The organism is Paenibacillus sp. XY044, from assembly GCF_002257645.1.
Taxonomy (GTDB): Bacteria; Bacillota; Bacilli; order Paenibacillales; family Paenibacillaceae; genus Paenibacillus_AQ.
In genome coordinates this window covers 588,276-605,779 of the sequence record NZ_NQMO01000002.1, presented here as the reverse complement: position 1 = coordinate 605,779, position 17,504 = coordinate 588,276, and the positions used below count along the sequence as shown (strand labels likewise).

The following is a 17,504-nucleotide window of genomic DNA, read 5'->3' as shown; positions in this document are numbered from 1 at the left end:
CGTTTTCTTATTTCTTAGACGGATCGATATCCTTCGGGTTGAGACCCGCCCAAATATTCGGAATGTCCGCCTGCTCTGGATGCTCAAACACCAGAAAAGAGGTGGGCAAATACCGCTCTCCATATTCCGACGACGGTTTGTTTACAATCTCATTGTCTTTGACCAGCACGGTAGAGGACCCCCCGTCCAGATTGGCGGCGATCACGGCCCCATGCTTCAGCATGATCTGCTGGACATCGTACAAATTGGCCCCGACGCTGTAAGTCGGCTGTCTTCCGTCGATGATGACGAACAGGATGGCCCCGTCCTCACGCTGCCCCATGGCAGTTCGCGGTGCGATGCCCCAGCCTTCGGCGGCATTCTTAATGAGGCCTTTGCCGTTGACGATGATCCGCGGCTGAAAGGTTACCGCTTCCTGAACCCCCATTCGGTCCAATTCCTTCAGCGAATAGTTGCCGGCGATCATTTTACCATCCCGGTCGATGCCTACAACCTGGGTCGTCGCATTTTTTCCCAATCCATTATAATACAGCTTTCCCTGCGATATAACGATTCCGATCGGCTTGAAGCCGTTCCCTTTCCAGTTCGGATCGGCGAATCCGCCTCCGTTCACGCCGGCGATCGCGCCGTAACGCTTGACCATGCTCGATACTTTCTCGCCCTTGCCGCGCTTTGCGGGAACGCCCAGGCGGATTTTTTTCGGATCGTGAACGGTCATCACATAGCCGTGATAACCTTTGCCCGAAACTTCCTCAATCTCCACCAGTGGCTGCGGTTTCTCGGTCTCCTTGCCGGCTTCGGCAGAGGCCGTCGGCACCGGCAGCTTGATTTGATGCGTGTCTTTTTCGACGCCCATGGCTTCAAAACGCTTGTTGTATTCTGTCACGCGCCGGTTGAGCTCATCCTGTCCGATGATATATTTGGCCAAGTAACGGTGCTGGGTCGTAATGAGCGTATCTGCCACCAGATAACGAAAATGATTGCCGGATACCGTCAGAAACAGCCAAGCTGCCGCCGCGCCGCCGATCAGGACGAGGCTCCAGAAGAGGCGTATACTGAACCGGAGGAACCCTCCCTTTTTCTTTTTCCGTTTCTTGGTCCCCTTGGGAGCGGGCCGTTGGTTTCTTACGGTTGAACGTTTGGGCAGCGATGCGCGCTCCATGTCACTTCCCCCATCTCTTAAACTCGGGTCCTAAGTCCCACGTAGAATAGACGCGAAATCAGGGGGGAAGGTTTCATATATTCGTGCTTTATCAACAACAAAATACAAATATTTGCCAAAACCGCTGCCGCGGAGCACAAAAAAACGCCGAGCCATCTTGGCCTGGCGTCTTCATATCAGATTAGTAAGTTGGCCGCTTCAGTTGATCCAAGCTCTTGAACTCGTAGCCCTGCTTACGGGCATCGTCGATAATCCGGGCAAGCGCCTCCGTGTTATCCTTCGAAATCGAGTGCAGCAGGATGACCGCTCCCGGATGCAGCTGCGCCATCACTTGACGGTAGGCATACTCGCCTCCTCTTTGGTCGTTCACATCCCAGTCTTTATAAGCAACGGACCAGAATACCGTCGTATAACCTTCGGTACGTGATGCTGCAAGCGTACGATCGCTGAAAATTCCCCGGGGAGGACGGACATAAGCCATCGCCTTCTGGCGGGTAGTTCCGGCAACGCTCTGCTTGACCTTATCCAGCTCTTCCCTGAGCTGAGCGTCGGAAATCTGGGTCATATCCGGATGCGTCCAAGAGTGATTGCCCACCAGATGGCCCTCAGTGACCATCCGGGTTACCAATTCCGGCTTGTCCTTCACATAATGTCCTGTCAGGAAAAAGATCGCCGGCACCTTCTTCTCTTTCAAAACGTCCAAAATTCTAGGCGTGAACCCGTTTTCATATCCGTTATCAAACGTCAGATACAGCTCTTTCTGCGATGTATCCCCCAGAAAAATCGCGCCGTTCTTTTGCAGAATGTCCTTAAAGCCTTCTTCGTTGATGGAAGGAAGCTGACCGTTCCTGCTTTTTTTAAAGCCGAAATGAAATGGGCTGTCCGCAGCAGCTTTCTCTGGGAAAAAACCGCAGCACAGTAACAATGCGGCAACCGCAGCAAACGCAAAACGCTTCATCTTGAAATTTCCCCCTGCATTGGTTTATGGACACTACAAGCTATAACGTAATATGCCACACCCGATGCAAAGTTATGTGGTTTTTTCAAAATGGCCGTCGCCGGAGAATGGAATCGATCACCTGAATAAAGTACTTAATGTGGAACGGTTTCGTAATATATTCGATAAAACCTGCCTGTTTCCCTTTGGCGATATCCGCCTCCATTGCATAAGAACTGACGGCCACCACCGGGATGGCCCGTGTCTTCTCGTTGGCCTGAAGGTACGCCAGAGCATCGTATCCATTCATTCCGGGCAGCTGAATATCCATGATGATCAGATCAGGGCATCTGGCCGTGGCGAGTTCTACGGCTTCCTCCCCGGTACTTGCCTCCCACATGGTGGCGTTAGGAATTTTTTTGAAAATATGCCGCATGAGAGCCATGTTTATTCCGTTGTCCTCCACGCATAAAATGTGATAATTGCTCTTCATCATTAAACCTCCTACCATGAAAAAAAGCCAAAGAAGGAGCGTTCCAGCTCCTTCTTTGGCTCATGTTCAGCTCATGATCGATCCATGTCTGACCCATTACCGCCCGGTGACCGCCTAATCCTGGAATGTGCAGGCAATCACGCTTTTATCCTTATCAAAATCCCAGTCCACGTATAAATTGGCCATCTTTCGGCCGAGAATTTGACCCAGCTGGGTATCTTCCTCAAAATGTCGCTTCTCGAGCTTTCGCTTCGTTGTCCGCAGCACTTCATCAAATCCGGTATGAATTAATTCCTTCTCGATCAGAAGCAATAATCCTTCCCGAACGACAATTAAGGTTTTGGAATTCATCCACCAAGAGTACACTTTCCGGGGAACCTTCTGGACAATGCCGGTTACCCGGACGATTTCGTTATGTAGCTCATCACGCCCCGCATAATCCTCGGCTTCGATGGTTTGGGCGGTCGTAAGCCCGACAATGATCCCCGAAGCGTTATGTAATCCCCAGTCATAGTAAACCTCTTCCAGGCGGATGTCCATTTCCTTCTCCAGATACGCCTTCAATTCGGGAAGCAGAGACTCCATCAGCAGTTCGCGGGTATACCGAAACGCCTTCTCTTCTTCTTTGTTTAAAAGGAACCGCTCGACAGGTCCGATAAAATTGCGGATGTGGAGTGCGATCCCGTAGTTTCCGACGGATACATGCACCGACTCCGGACCTTTGCCAAACCTGTCCCTTAACAGCTTGCCGGTAAATGCCGCGATTTGGTTCGTGTGATCGGCTGTATATAACATGACAGCACTCTCCTTCTCATCATAGTGCAACGCTTTCGTTAAATCAATTGATTTCATCTTGCGTCAATATCAAGAGGTATATACCCAAAAAGATACCGGGCGCAACCAAGTGCGCCCGGCTCAATTCTTTCCCTCCACGGATAACGTTATTTATGGGGGACGGAGTCCGCGTCGGAGTCGGAATCCGGTTCCTTTGGATCAGACCCGCTTCGAACCGTATGGGTATGATCCGTGCCTTCCTGCTCCGCTTCATTGGGTCCTGCCATCTTTTGCTGTTCCTCTCTCCACGCTTTCCTCCGCTCGGCGGCATCAGCACGCCGCTGCTTCCCACCTCTGCGGACGATCCAAACGATAAAGAGCACAATCGCAGCAAGAATCAGGACAGGAACGGCCCCTGACAGGATGACGATGATCCACTGCCCCATCTGCGTCAGCACGTCCATGCTTCCCTGAAGAGCATCACCCGCCCGCTTACCTAGGGGTGCCTGCTGCCGATCGGGTTCGGCTTTGGGCAGCGTCTTCTCGGGCTGGTAGATGCGCAGCTCCACGGTGGAATAAGCCACATTCTGATCGATATAGCGCATGCGGCCTTTGATCTGCTCGATTTCTTCCTGAACTCTCTCAAGCTCTTTCGCAAACGACACGAGGTCACTGGTCTTCGTGGCCTTTTTCATAAAAGCGATATACTGCTCTTCCATAATCTGCTTGGCTTTGAGCCTTGCCTGCAAATCCACGTATTCCTCGGACACGTCCTGGCCTTCAATGCTGCGCTGGAGGGAGTCATGCTTCATCTGCTCAAGCCGGTTCAGAAAGGACGAAAAGCCCGATGCAGGCACCTTGAGGATGAAGGTTCCACCCCGTTCACTGGCCGAATCCGTTTCGGAAAAATTGACGATATAACCGCCCGACAGCGTCACCATATTTCTCACTTCGGTCTGTGCCTGGGCATAATCCTGAATTTCCATCACCAGATGCGCCTTATAGATGAGCTTCTTGTTTAACCCGCCGGCCACATCCTGAGCGGTGAATCCCGCATCCGGCGCGGAATCTACCTCCGACGCCTTGATGGCATCAGCCTGTGCATGCTCAGCCTCCGTCGCCAACGACGACTTCTGCTCAGCCGTCGATGCCGCTGAGCCCTGCTCGACCTGAACCGCAGCGGTATTCGCCGCCTGATCCGAAGCGGCGGCGCTTTCAACGGTCCCGCCGTCGCCGCTGCCGGCTTTGTCCTGCGAGCTCCCGGACGAGCAGCCGGTCACCAAAAGAATGACTAATATGAATGCAGCAAGCCATGACCCCCATGTACGCATACTTCATTCCTCCTCAGAAATGGAAAAATTTTTATATTTTCCTATCTAACGTCAGGAAGGCTCCGAAGGTTGCGGAGCAAAAGAAGAAAAAGTCTTTGGATGTACATTCAAAAAAGCCAAAAAAGCCCTCCGGTGTACCACCCGGAAGGCTTCTTTTACGCTTCATTCCATGCTTATTTATTTGTCAGATCAAAAAATCAGGTTGCGGATACGCCACCGTCGATGGCGATCTCTGCTCCGGTAATAAAGGAAGACTCGTCGGATGCCAAGAACAGCACGCCGGCCGCAATGTTCTCCGGTTTGCCCAGGCGAGGCAGCGGCGTTTTGGAACGGAACCAGCCAGTCATCTGGTCATTGGCAAACAATCCTTCCGTCATCGGAGTTTCAATGTACCCCGGATGGATCGAATTGCAGCGGATGTTATCCTTGCCGTAATCCACGGCCACCGCCTTGGTCAGCATCCGGACGGCGCCCTTGCTTGCGGTGTAAGGCCCTGCTCCGTTGCTACCCGTCAGCCCGGCGATCGAAGAAATGTTGATGATGGAGCCTCCGCCCCCGCGCTGCATGACCGGGATAACATACTTCAAACCGAGAAAGCCGCCGGTCAGGTTGATGGACATGACCTTGTCCCAATCCTGCATAGACGTGTCCACCAACGATTTGGCAAGCGAGATGCCGGCATTGTTGACGAGGACGTCGATCGTGCCGAACGTTTTGACCGTTTCGTCCACGATATGCTGCCATTCCTCCTCGGAGGTTACGTTATGACGGAAGCCGATGGCCTCTCCGCCCTGCTGTTTGATCTCCTCCACGACGGCCTGGATTTTGTCCTCCTGAATGTCGGTAACGACCACCTTTGCCCCTTCCTGTGCCAGCAGGACGGCATCCGCCTTGCCCATGCCCCCGGCTGCTCCGGTAACGATCGCTATTTTCCCTTGTACTCTGCCCATATTGTTAAGACTCCCTTCCCCTATTGAATCTATTATGATAACGACAACGGTAACATCCGTACCCTGTTTGGCGGGCGTCACCTTGTAAAATCGAAGGACATGATAGTGTGACTATCATGACAATATCAATTATATCACCGTTTGTTTTTCCCCACAATCCTTCCCCCGGCAATCCTCTATATACCTGGACCGCGTTGACTTCTCCGGGCGGTTTTGATAGCATTTTTACGATTTTATCTTTACATCCGGAAGGCGAGTTGACTCACAATTATGGATCCGAAGACAAGATGGGAACAGGAACGGCTGGAAGGTAAAAAGGCTCGCGAGAGCAGCATTATAGAGGCGGCGGAGCGGGTCTTTAACCGCAAAGGGATCGACAAGGCGACGATGCGGGATATCGCTGCGGAAGACAACGTAGGCATTGCCACGGTGTTCCGTTATTTTCCCAAGAAAGACAAGCTGATCGTCGCGGTCGCCACGCATATGATCAGCCTGGAGGAAGAGGCGTTTCGGACGATTGCCGCCAAACCGGTGACGGGCATCGAAAAACTCGAGGCACTGCTGGATCATTTCCTGAATCTCCAACTGCCTGAATCGAGCAGCCGCAGCCGGTTCCTTGAGGCGTTTGAGAGCTATGCCGCCCAGCAGGCCGAGCCGCTGGAGGATATTCAGCGGTACAATGACGTCCACCGCAAGGTTTCCGAAGCGTTCGCCGAAATCATTGCCAGCTGCATCCGGGACGGATCGGTGCGCTCGGATCTCCCCATGGAGGAAACCCTGTCCACCGTGGTCAATGCGTTCGGCATTTTCTCGAAAAAGCTGTCGCTGCAGCGCAGCATCGTGATGTTTGAGTCCATTGTCAGCGCGGACGTCCAGCTGGCTCTGCTGAAGCGGATGTTTCTGGAATTTTTGCGGAACCCGGGGACTGCCTCCTCCACCAGCGTGACTCCGGAACCGTAGTCGACGTACACTCATAGAAGACTGCCTCATGCTGTTGGAGCTTCTTGCAGCAACTTCATTTTGCAGCCTAGCTGAAACATTACCTTATAATCCCAGAAACTCAAAAAAGCCTGCTTCCCCGATCTCCGGGCCTAAGCAGGCTTGTTTCGTTTGTTCTGCGATTGACTTTCGTTTAAAAGTCTCCCGCTCGTCCGGCGCATCCGCACAGCCGCATTTTCTCAATCACGGCCGCCTTCAGCGCTTTCTTGGCGGGAACCATGTATTTCCGCGGATCGTTCTCTTCCGGATTCTCGGCAAAGACGTGTTTGATGGCGTCGGAGAACAGGATGCGCAGTTCGGTAGCCACGTTCATTTTGGCCATGCCGAGACTGACCGCCCGCTTCACCTGCTCCTCCGGAATGCCGGAGCCTCCATGCAGGACGAGCGGAACATCAACGGCTTCGGCAATGCGCCCGATCCGGTCGAAATCGATATTCGGCGTTCCCTTGTAGATGCCGTGGGCGGTGCCGATCGCAGGGGCGAGCGTATGCACGCCGGTGCGCTCCACGAATTCGGCGCATTCCTTCGGATCGGCGAGCAGGGCGTCGCGCTCATCAACGATGATGTCGTCCTCCACGCCGCCGACCTTGCCAAGCTCCGCCTCCACGTTGATGCCAACGGCGTTGGCGGCTTCGACCACCTTCTGGGTCATGGCCACATTTTCCTCAAAAGGGGAATGGGACGCATCGATCATGACGGACGTATACCCCGCCCGGATACAGCTGATAATGACGGAAAAATCGTTGCAATGATCCAAATGAAGTGCGATAGGCACGCTGGCGTGGTCCGCCGCCACACGGGCAGCCGCAGCGATATACTCAGCTCCCAAGTGCTTGACGGTTCCGACCGTTGACTGGATAATGAGCGGCGACTGTGCTTCTTCGGCCGCTTCGACCACGGCCTGCAGCATTTCCAGCGTATGCACGTTAAATGCCCCGATGGCGTACTGTTTGGCCCTTGCTTCTTGCAGTAAAGACGTAGACGAAACGAGTGACATGGTGTTTTCCCCTTCCCGTTTGTTATGCCTTGCTGTCCTGTGTTAATTCGGTCAATACGGTATATTTATGCTTGGCGTACATGGCGCTCCCGGTTACGCCGGCATCGTCGTTGTACATGGCGGTAACGATCTTGAGCTGGTCGCGGTAATCGGGCAGGATCCGGCTCATCAGTTCCCGCTCCAGCGGCTTGATAATCCGCTCCCCCGCCAGCGCCCCGCCGCCGCCGATAATGATCATCTCCGGGCTGTTCAGCGAAACGGCGTAGGACAACGCCCGTCCGAGCAGCGAACCCGCCCGCTCCAGAATGGAGACGGCCAACGGATCTCCCTGATCGTACGCCCGCGACAAATCCGCGGCGGTCAGTTCCGAGATGCGGTCGCCCGGAAACCAGTCGCTGAGCACGGTCGGCTCTCCGGCCTCGATCGATTTTCGGGCCTGCCGCACCATCCCGGAAGCGGAAGCATATGTCTCCAGGCAGCCCGTCAGGCCGCAGGGGCAAGGATCGCTCAGCCCCTCCATGACGATATGCCCCAGCTCCCCGGACATATGGCGGAAGCCGTAAAACAGCTTCCCCTCATTCACCATGGCAGAGGCAATACCCGTTCCGATCGTCACGCCAATGACATGGCCGGTGCCTGCACCGGCTCCATACAGCGCCTCGCCAAACACATACGTTCTGACATCGTTATCGATAAATACCGGCATCTGCAGCTTCGCCTTCAGGCGGCTGGCGGCCGGAAGGTCGCGCCAGCCGAGATTGCCGGCGAACTTGGCGATGCCTTCCTCGGGATCGACCAGCCCCGGCAGTCCGACTCCCGCTGCCGCGACGGTTACAGGCTGGCCGTCCTCCCCGCGGTACGAGGCGACCGCCTCCTCGATCATTGCGGCGATTTTCTCCAGTACCGCATCCGGACCGCGTCCGGCTTCCGTCGGCCGCTTCAGCTTATGAACCACTTGTCCGGCGGAAGATACCAGACCGCATACGATGTTCGTTCCGCCGACATCGACTCCCGCAAACACTTCCATGCTGAGCACCTGCCCTTATTTCACAGAATGTTAATGCGCGACATGCACCTGCACTCCGGTTTCTTTCAACCGGCCGCGGAGCTCCTCTCCGGGATCCTCATCCGTAATGATTCCGTGCAGCGCCGCCACCGGCGCCACCTGGAACAGGGAATTGCGGCCGTGCTTCGTATGGTCAAACACGGCGATGGTACGGTTGGTCCGCTTCATCATGAGCATCGCCGTATTCGCTTCAAGCTCAGAGTAGGTGCTTGCCCCCTGTTCCGCCGAAAAACCGTCGATCCCCATAAACATCGTGTGAATGTTGATCGCCTCCAGCGTCCGCTCGGCGAGCGGGCCGCACAGCTCGAAGTTTTTGCTGCGCAGCATGCCGCCGGTCAGCACGACCTGAAGATCTTCGTTCTCCGACAGCTCCATCGCAATATTGACGGCATTGGTCACCACCGTAATATTGCGGCGGTTTTTGAGTGCCCTCGCAATCAGATACGTCGTGGTTCCGCCCGTCAGGCCGACCACGTCCCCTTCTTCCACGAGGGAAGCCGCCATGGCGGCGATTTTTTCCTTTTCCTGATAGAGCTTGTTCTGCTTCTCGTGAAATGGAATCTCCCTTCCGGCCGTGATTCCCGCGGATTTGGCGCCTCCGCCCATCGTGCGGATAACCCGCCCCGATTTCTCAAGCGCCTCCAAATCCCTGCGTGCCGTAGCCTCAGAGCACTTGAACCGCGACGTCACCTCCTGAAGGGAAATAGAGCCGTGCTGCAGGATGTAGTCCAATATCTGTTCCCGGCGTTCTTCTTTCGATCCATTTCGTTCACTCAAAGCCATTCTCTCCTTATGTCAAATTTTGACCACCTGGGTCAAATTCCGCGGGCTGTCCGGATTTCTCCCCTCCCGCAGTGCCGTGTAATACCCGATATATTGAACCAGCGGCATGTACAGCACCGCTCTCGCCTCATCGGACAGCTCGCGGCCCTCGATCTCGAACACGAGGTCGGCAAAGCCGGTGTCTTCACCCTTGTCCGCAGTAATGATGACGACATGCGCGCCGTAGTCTTTCATTTCCTGCGCTACCTTGATCTCATAGTCCCTTGCGGTTTCCGACAGCAGCAGGCAGACCAGCGTTCCCGGCTCGACGACCGATTTCGGCCCGTGCCGGAATTCCATCGTACCGAAGCTTTCCGTCCATACGCAGGACATTTCCTTGATCTTCAGGCAGGCTTCCTGGGCAAGTCCATAATAGGCTCCCATGCCTAAGTATATAAATTTATTTAGCTCCGGATGACCGGAAATCAGCTCCTTGGCGGTTTCGTCCGCCTTGGCCACCACGCCAGCGCTGAGCTCCGCGGCTTCCTGAAGTTCCTTCAGCTGCTCGGTCCGGCCGGCGGCACGCGCCATCGACGCTTGAAGCATAAAGGTCATACTGCTAAAAGACTTCGTCATGACGGTGCTTTTCTCCTTGCCGAGCGGCGACAACAAGTATGGAGCGAGCTTCGCCATCGTGCTCTCCTCATCGCAGGTAATGCTGCAGATCGTCCAATCCTGCAAATCTTTTACCGATTCGAGCGCGAGAATGACTTCGGTCGATTCTCCCGAACGGGAGATCCCAACGAGCAGTACACGTTTTCCTGGGGGTACCGCCTGCTCCCGGAACAAAAAGATTTCCGAGGACGGATAGGCTGCACCGCTTCGTCCCGTCCATTTGCGGAACGTGGACGCGGCGGTCTGCGCCAAATAATAGGAAGTTCCTGACCCGATAAAAATAACTTCATCGAACGAAGGATTGCCGATAAATTGGGAGATCCATTCCTGCTGCGCCTCGAGCTGCTTCCAGGCAGCCGCAAGCGCTTCGGATTGTCCGCCGATCTCTGGATACGTCAGTACGCCTTGTGTCTGTGCCAATGAATATCCACCCCGATCTCATAATATTGATAGTATAGCGGTTGTTTCTATTGGCATTATATTGCAATACATTGAAATATTCAATCATTAATTTGATGAAAAATTGCAAATCAGCGCCCCCAAATAGGATCAAAGCAGCATTTTCGAACTCAACAACTGAACCCAAAAAAGGGCAAATCCATAGAGATGCTATGGATTTGCCCTTTTTAGCTCATATCAATTTTGCCTGATCTAAAATATACGCATGATTACCAAGATTGCGTTTCATTATTCAGCCGTTTATTCCACGAACAGAGCTGCCGCTCCGATAATGCCCACATCGTCCTTGAGCTCCGCAGGCTTAATGGCGTAGGAGCCCTTGTAAGGCTCCATGACCAGCTCCCCGGTTTTCTCGCGCAACGGCCCGAAGAAAGCATCCCCGGCGCGGCTGACGCCGCCGCCAATGACGATGCAATCCGGATTGAAGCTGTGAATGATGTTCATCAGCCCCAGGCCCGTGTAATGAATGACCTGCTCCAGCGTCTCTTGGGCCAGCTTGTCGTTCATAGCCGCAGCTTGAAACACATGCTTGGCGCCCAGCGGCACGCCTTCCGCCTCGGCCAGCGCGGTCATCTGCGTCATGCCTTCCGGCGCCGCGGCTGCCGCCTCGGACGCCTGGCGGGCAATGGCCGTCCCGGAGGCATAAGTCTCCCAGCAGCCCCGTTGTCCGCAGCCGCACAGCGCCCCGTTCGGGTCGACCACCGTATGGCCAAGTTCGCCGGCGAAGGAGCTGGTTCCCAGGTACAGCCTTCCGTCAAGAACCAGCCCCGAGCCGATACCGGTGCTCAGCGTGACATACACCATGCTTTGCGCTCCGCGGCCTGCTCCGTACACGTATTCTCCCCATGCCGCCGCGTTCGCGTCATTGATCAGCTTGGCCGGCACCTGCAGCCGCTTCTCCAGCTCCGCCTGCAGCGAAATGCCGTTCCATCCGGGCAGGTTCACCCCGTTGCGGATGATCCCCCGGCGGGTGTCGACCGCCCCCGGAGAGGCTAGGCCGACACCGGCGATTTCGTGTTCTCCACTCACTTCCGTTATCGTATCTACGATCGCCTGAATGACCTCATCCGAGCTTTTCAGCCCTGCGGTCGCCTTCTGGCTTCGGGCCAGCATCCGTCCGCTGGCGTCCAAAAGCCCTGTTGCGATTTTCGTTCCGCCGAGATCAACCCCGACGATCATCTTAGGTTGTTTGTCCAATGATTTCACCACAGTAATCGAGTATTTTGTTGTTACCCTGCTGACATTGCGATGGATTTCACCGTCTGCGCCGCCGTCTTCACCCGTTCGGAATCAAGAGGCAGCAGGTAATTCCCTTCCGCTCTCAGCGCCGAACCGAAATGCACCTCCGGCACGCCCGTCTTCTGGGCGAACTCCGAAAGCCCCGGCACCGTCAAACCGTATCCAGCCAAGATACGGATACCGGTTCCGGCCGATGCCTCGACCAGCGCTTTGATGCGGTCCGTCGACTCCGGCGCTGGCCGCGGCCCTCCGGAAGTCAGAATCCGGTTAATCTGCGGATATGCCGACAACGTCCGGAGCGCGCCGATCTGATCGTCGATCTCGTCGAATGCCCGGTGGAACGTGACGTTCAGGCCGTCAGCCTCCTTCAGCAGCATCTCCAGCGCTTCGGTATCGATCGTGCGGTCCGGCTTAAGCGTTCCAAGCACGATCCCCGCCGCTCCGCACTCTTTGATAAAGGCAATATCCTCGCGCATCGTCAGCAGGTCGTATTGGTCGTAGACGAACGACTGGCTGTGCGGCCGGACCATGACATGGACCGGGATGCCCATCAAGCCGACGACCTTGCGGATCATTCCCGGACCCGGCGTCAATCCGCCTTCTATAATGCCCGTCACCAGCTCCAGGCGGTCCGCTCCCGCATTCTCGGCGACGAGCGCGTCGTACAAATTGGTTGCGATTACTTCCAGCTTCACTCCGCAGTGCCTCCATTTCCAGAATTGGCCTGTTCCGTCACGAAATCGGCCAGCAGCCGGACTCCGTAACCGGTAGCCCCTGCAGCTTTATACCCCCGGTCCGCGGGGACTTGGGACGTATTGGCCATGTCGATATGGCACCAGCGCGCCTTAGAGGGCACAAACCGCCGCAGGAACAGGGCCGCCATATTGGCTCCCCCGTAGGGGCTTGAGGCCAGGTTGGCCAAGTCGGCGTACGGGCTGCTCAAGAGCTCTTCATCCTCATCGACGAGCGGTAGGCGCCAAATCGGGTCACCGTTCTTGCTGCCGATCCGCATCAGCTGCTCGGCAAACCCGGCGTCGCCCCATATGCCGGCCACCCGCAGTCCCAGCGCGTGTCCGACCGCACCGGTCAGCGTCGCGATGTCGATGATCCGCTCGGCCCCGCTCCGGGTGGCATGCAGGATGGCGTCGGCCAGGATCAGCCGGCCTTCGGCATCCGTATTAACCACCTGCACGGACAATCCGTTCGGATAGCGGATCACATGCGACGGCAGGATGGCGTCCGCATCCGGCACGTTTTCTGCGATCGGAATCAGCGCCGTGATTCTCGCCTTTACTTCCAGCCGGGTGAGCAGGTCCATCGCGCCGATAACAGCCGCGGCTCCGCCCATATCGAAGCGGGCGTCGCTCAGATCCCGGGCAACCTTCAGGTTCATGCCGCCCATGTCAAACGTGATCCCCTTGCCGATCAGCGCCAGATGCGGGGCGTTTGAATCGCCCAGATATTCGATTTCCACCATGGCCGGTGGATGCTTGCTCCCGCTTCCGACGGCCAGCAGGCCGTTCATCTGCCGCTGCTTCAGCTCCTCGCCCTGGTATATGTGAAGCTTCACGTTCCTGCCGGCGAAGACCGTCTTGATCCGCTGCACGAAGCTGACCGGATGAAGATCATTCGGTGCCTCGTTGCACAGGTCCCGGGCCAAGGCGACCGCTTCGGCCCGAGCGCGTCCAAGCCAGGCCGCCTCCGCATAGCTTCGCTCGGCGGCGGACTCGATCCGAATCCAATCCACCTGCGCCTTCTTGTGGCGCGATGTATATTTATCGAACACATACGTGCCAAGATGCCATCCTTCGACCCAGGCTACGGCCGCCTGCTCAGGCCATTCGCCTTCTCCAAAAGCCTCACGGAGGGCCGTACCGTCGATCGACGCGGTTCTTAAGGACGCCTTGCGGATTTCTCGGCCAGCCCCGCCGGCGGCTTCCCGCAGCGCCTCCATACCGAATTTGTCCCGGCTGCCCAGACCGACGACGAGGATATCCTGCTCCCCATGGCGGCCGTAAAACCAATGGACAGCACCGCGGCTGCCCATCCCTTCGCGAAGGGTGAGCCCGGAGGCTTCGCCTTCGCTGTCCTCAAACACCGGATAGATCGTTACATCCGCCGGTTGCCCTGTTCCTGATATCAATTCCATCCGCTGTACATTCCTTTACAAGAATTTTGGTTAAGCCGCAGATTATAGGTTCAGATTGGCCAGCTCATGCATCGCCCGGGCGTAGATGGCCGTCGAGCGAATCAGTGCATCGATGTCGATATGTTCGTTCCGTTGATGTGCCGAATTGGCCATGCCCGGAAATACCGGGCCGAAAGCGACGCCGTTTGCGATATACGCCGCATAGGTTCCGCCGCCGGTTGACAGCAGCTCGGCCGGCTGTCCGGTCTCCGCCTCATAGACCCGCTGCAGCGCTTCGATCATCGGATGATCATCTGGCACGCAGTGCGGATGTTTCAGGCTCGGCGGTTCGATCTCAAGGCCGCAAGCCGAAGCCCGGACCCCGATGTTCTCCAAAATATCCGCATGGTTACCGCAAACCGGATATCTCAGGTTGATGTGGAAATAGGATTCGCCTTCCGGATCGTACTGCAGCAAACCCGCGTTGACCGTCAATGGTCCGGTGATTTTATCTTCCATCGCAATGCCGAAGGCGCGCCCGTGGATATCGCCGTACATCAGCGTATCGACCGTATGGAGATAATGCTCCGCACCGGAAGGGAAGGAAAACTCCTTCAGAAAATGGATCAGCTTAAGACCCGCGTTAATGCCGAGCTGCGGCTCCATGCCATGTGCCGTCTTACCGGTCAGCGACAGGCTTGCCGCCTGCCCGTCAGCATCGATCTCCAAGCTTCCCTTCAGTCCTTCCGACGCGCAGTAATCCTCATAGGCTTTCTGCATCGCATTCAGGCTGCCTGCGTCTCCCGCTACCTCGGCGCGCGCGCCCTCAGGTACGCTGTTGGCCACCTCGCCGGCAGCAAACAAACGCAACCGGTACTCGAACCCGGACGAATCGCTGTCCTCAATCGGCTTAAAGAGCAGCCTCGTATTGACCTGCCCCTTCTCGGCCCGAACGATCGGAAAATCGGCATCCGGCGTAAATCCGCAAATCGGTGCAGGCTCCAGCTCATTATATTTCTGCATGCACTTCCCTGTCCGCTCTTCGTCCGTTCCAAAAATGAGACGGATCCGGTGCTTTAGCGGAAGCCCCATGTCTTTGACGATTTTGAGTCCGTAAAACGCCGCCATTGCCGGACCTTTGTCGTCCTCGGCGCCGCGCGCAAAAATTTTGCCGCCCCGGACAGACGGCTCGAACGGAGGGGTCGTCCATTTCCCGGATGCCGGAACGACGTCCAGATGGCTCAGAACGGCCACATAATGCTCGGCCGATTCGGGACCGTATTCGGCATAACCTGCATATCCGTCCAGGTTCCGGACCCGGAAGCCTTCGGCCGCGCACAGGTCCAGCATATATTGCAGCGCCTCCGCGACACCTTGACCCATCGGCTGCCCGGGGCCGCTGGTGTCCGGATCATAGACGCTGTCGATTCTCAGAAGTCCGGACAGATCCTCAATCAAGGCCTCTTCCCGCTCTTCGGCCATTTCATACCAGCTCATGCGCCGGCTCCCTCCTTATTTAAAGTCATATTTTTGCTTGGATTATACAGATGGCAGGCCACCCAGTGTCCTTTTTCCGCTTCCTGCCATACCGGCGTTTCCGCAGCGCACAGCTCCGTGGCAAACGGGCAGCGCGTCCGGAAACGGCATCCGCTCGGCGGATTGATCGGGCTTGGCAGGTCACCCTGCAGCACCAGGCGCTCCCGGCCGCGCTCCAGCTTCGGATCGGGAATCGGGATCGCCGAAAGCAGCGTTTTGGTGTATGGATGCAGCGGATTCTCGAACAACTCGTCGCTGCTCGTAAGCTCCACCATGCCTCCGAGGTACATCACCCCGATGCGGTCGCTGATATGCTTCACCATCGACAGGTCATGGGCGATGAACAAATACGTCAATCCCAGCTCCTGCTGCAGCTTCTTCATCAGGTTCACGACCTGTGCCTGGATGGAAACGTCCAGCGCCGAAATCGGCTCATCGGCGATCACGAACCGCGGATGAACCGCAAGCGCCCGGGCGATGCCGATCCGCTGGCGCTGGCCGCCGGAGAATTCATGCGGGAACCGCTCGGCGTGGCTCCGGTTGAGTCCGACCGTTTCCAGCAGGTCGTAGACCATCTGCTGGCGCTCCTTGCGGTTCTTGGCGATGCCGTGGGCGTCAATGCCCTCGGCGATGATGTCCGTCACCGTCATCCGCTGGTTCAGCGACGCGTAGGGATCCTGGAAGATCATCTGGATGCTCCGGCTCAGTTTCTTCCGCTCGGCATTGGACTTGCGGCCGTGCACTTCCTCGCCGTCAAAGCTGACCGTCCCTTCTGTCGCATCATATAGACGGATCAGCGTGCGGCCCAGCGTCGACTTTCCGCAGCCGGACTCGCCGACAAGACCGAAGGTCTCCCCCGGATAAATGTCGAACGAGACGTCGTCCACCGCTTTTAGAATCTGTCCGCGGCCCACGTCAAAATGCTTCTTCAAATGCTTGACCTCGACTAGCGGTTTTGTCCCCTTCTCGTGCTTCATGGCCGATCACCTCCCGCAAGCGGACTCTGCACTTTCGGCGCACGGCTGTCCTGCAGCCAGCAGGCCGCGCGGTGCGTCTCTGAGTGCTCTGTATATTCTGGCATATATTCATGGCAAATTTCCATCGCGTACGGACAGCGAGCCGCAAACGGACATCCCTTGGGCGGATCGCTGAGGTCCGGCGGCGTGCCGGGAATGGCCATCAGCTCTTCCGATTTCTCGTGCAGCTTCGGCATGGAAGCAAGCAGCCCCCAGGTGTACGGATGCTTGCCTTCGTAAAAGATTTCATCCACCGTACCGGTTTCCACGATTTTGCCGGCGTACATGACCGCCACGCGGGACGCCATGTTCGCGACTACGCCCAAATCGTGCGTGATCAGCACGATGGACGTGTCCAGGTCCTGCTGGAGCTGCTTCATCAGCTCCAAAATTTGCGCCTGGATCGTCACGTCGAGCGCGGTCGTCGGCTCGTCGGCGATCAGCACCTTCGGGTTGCACGCCAGTGCAATCGCGATGACTACGCGCTGGCGCATGCCTCCGGACAGCTGGTGCGGGTACTGCTTCAGCCGCTTGTCCGGATTCGGGATGCCAACCTGATCCAGAAGCTCCACTGCCCGCCGGTTGGCTTCCGCGCCGCCGAGCTTGCGGTGCTTCTTCAGTACCTCGGTGATCTGCTTGCCGATCGTCATCGTCGGGTTCAGCGACGTCATCGGGTCCTGAAAGATCATCGAGATTTCCCGCCCCCGGATATCCTGCATCTGCTTTTCCGGCAGCGACGCGATATCCTTGCCTTCAAAGCGGATCGAGCCGTGTTTAATTTTCGCGGACTTCGCCAGCAGCCTCATGATGCTTTTGGAAGTAACCGATTTGCCGGAGCCGGATTCCCCCACGATCGCCAGCGTCTCGCCGCGGCCCAGGGAAAAGCCGACGCCGCGCACGGCCTGCACTTCGCCCGCATATGTGAAAAAGCTGACCTGCAAATCCTGCACTTCGAGCAAATTGTCCATTCTCTCTTCCCC

The 17,504-nt window shown here is 56.6% G+C and carries 17 protein-coding genes; 1 reads left to right on the top strand and 16 read right to left on the bottom strand.

What is annotated here, in order from left to right; all coding sequences use genetic code 11:
* Positions 1 to 7 precede the first annotated feature (7 nt).
* The 6 genes from CJP46_RS11160 to CJP46_RS11135 form a co-directional block, all read right to left on the bottom strand.
* On the bottom strand, positions 8 to 1,162 hold the full coding sequence (locus CJP46_RS11160; protein WP_094595668.1) for a phosphodiester glycosidase family protein: 1,155 nt from the start codon (positions 1,160 to 1,162) through the stop codon (positions 8 to 10).
* Positions 1,163 to 1,343: 181 nt separating this feature from the next.
* A complete protein-coding gene (pdaA, locus tag CJP46_RS11155) occupies positions 1,344 to 2,120 on the bottom strand; it encodes a delta-lactam-biosynthetic de-N-acetylase (protein WP_094595667.1) in 777 nt (258 codons plus the stop codon).
* An 85-nt stretch (positions 2,121 to 2,205) separates the two neighbouring features.
* Entirely contained in the window at positions 2,206 to 2,595 is a 390-nt protein-coding gene (locus CJP46_RS11150; protein WP_179281127.1) for a response regulator, read from the bottom strand.
* Positions 2,596 to 2,706: 111 nt separating this feature from the next.
* Positions 2,707 to 3,387, bottom strand: coding sequence for a Na-translocating system protein MpsC family protein (locus tag CJP46_RS11145; RefSeq protein WP_094595665.1), 681 nt, complete (start codon positions 3,385 to 3,387; stop codon positions 2,707 to 2,709).
* Between the two features lie 146 nt (positions 3,388 to 3,533).
* A complete protein-coding gene (locus CJP46_RS11140; RefSeq protein ID WP_094595664.1) occupies positions 3,534 to 4,697 on the bottom strand; it encodes a DUF4349 domain-containing protein in 1,164 nt (387 codons plus the stop codon).
* Positions 4,698 to 4,894: 197 nt separating this feature from the next.
* Complete coding sequence (locus CJP46_RS11135; protein WP_094595663.1) at positions 4,895 to 5,647, bottom strand: SDR family NAD(P)-dependent oxidoreductase; 753 nt, start codon at positions 5,645 to 5,647, stop codon at positions 4,895 to 4,897.
* A 270-nt stretch (positions 5,648 to 5,917) separates the two neighbouring features.
* Here CJP46_RS11135 and CJP46_RS11130 point away from each other — a divergent pair, with 270 nt between their 5' ends.
* Complete coding sequence (locus CJP46_RS11130; protein ID WP_094595662.1) at positions 5,918 to 6,607, top strand: TetR/AcrR family transcriptional regulator; 690 nt, start codon at positions 5,918 to 5,920, stop codon at positions 6,605 to 6,607.
* A 172-nt stretch (positions 6,608 to 6,779) separates the two neighbouring features.
* On the opposite strand, the gene fba is transcribed toward CJP46_RS11130, so the two are convergent.
* From fba to CJP46_RS11080, 10 genes are all read right to left on the bottom strand, one after another.
* The gene (gene fba, locus CJP46_RS11125; protein ID WP_094595661.1) at positions 6,780 to 7,643 is read right to left on the bottom strand and encodes a class II fructose-1,6-bisphosphate aldolase; all 864 of its coding nucleotides are present in this window, start codon (positions 7,641 to 7,643) and stop codon (positions 6,780 to 6,782) included.
* 22 nt (positions 7,644 to 7,665) lie between these two features.
* Positions 7,666 to 8,670, bottom strand: a complete 1,005-nt coding sequence (locus CJP46_RS11120) for an ROK family protein (protein WP_094595660.1) — start codon at positions 8,668 to 8,670, stop codon at positions 7,666 to 7,668.
* Between the two features lie 30 nt (positions 8,671 to 8,700).
* Positions 8,701 to 9,486 carry a DeoR/GlpR family DNA-binding transcription regulator gene (locus CJP46_RS11115; protein WP_256992298.1) on the bottom strand — a complete coding sequence of 262 codons (786 nt, stop codon included), beginning with the start codon at positions 9,484 to 9,486 and terminating at the stop codon, positions 8,701 to 8,703.
* An 18-nt stretch (positions 9,487 to 9,504) separates the two neighbouring features.
* Positions 9,505 to 10,566: an SIS domain-containing protein gene (locus CJP46_RS11110; RefSeq protein ID WP_094595658.1), complete on the bottom strand. Its 1,062-nt coding sequence runs from the start codon at positions 10,564 to 10,566 to the stop codon at positions 9,505 to 9,507.
* Between the two features lie 279 nt (positions 10,567 to 10,845).
* Positions 10,846 to 11,802 (bottom strand): ROK family protein, encoded by a 957-nt coding sequence (locus tag CJP46_RS11105; RefSeq protein WP_373557979.1) that lies wholly within the window; start codon positions 11,800 to 11,802, stop codon positions 10,846 to 10,848.
* Positions 11,803 to 11,834: 32 nt separating this feature from the next.
* Positions 11,835 to 12,539: a copper homeostasis protein CutC gene (locus CJP46_RS11100; RefSeq protein ID WP_094595656.1), complete on the bottom strand. Its 705-nt coding sequence runs from the start codon at positions 12,537 to 12,539 to the stop codon at positions 11,835 to 11,837.
* A complete protein-coding gene (locus CJP46_RS11095) occupies positions 12,536 to 13,993 on the bottom strand; it encodes a leucyl aminopeptidase family protein (protein WP_094595655.1) in 1,458 nt (485 codons plus the stop codon). The genes CJP46_RS11100 and CJP46_RS11095 overlap by 4 nt, the downstream gene beginning before the upstream one ends.
* 42 nt (positions 13,994 to 14,035) lie before the next feature.
* On the bottom strand, positions 14,036 to 15,469 hold the full coding sequence (gene pepV, locus CJP46_RS11090) for a dipeptidase PepV (RefSeq protein ID WP_094595654.1): 1,434 nt from the start codon (positions 15,467 to 15,469) through the stop codon (positions 14,036 to 14,038).
* A complete protein-coding gene (locus CJP46_RS11085; protein WP_094595653.1) occupies positions 15,466 to 16,485 on the bottom strand; it encodes an ABC transporter ATP-binding protein in 1,020 nt (339 codons plus the stop codon). The genes pepV and CJP46_RS11085 overlap by 4 nt, the downstream gene beginning before the upstream one ends.
* Positions 16,482 to 17,492, bottom strand: coding sequence for an ABC transporter ATP-binding protein (locus tag CJP46_RS11080; RefSeq protein WP_094595652.1), 1,011 nt, complete (start codon positions 17,490 to 17,492; stop codon positions 16,482 to 16,484). The genes CJP46_RS11085 and CJP46_RS11080 overlap by 4 nt, the downstream gene beginning before the upstream one ends.
* Positions 17,493 to 17,504: the final 12 nt, after the last annotated feature.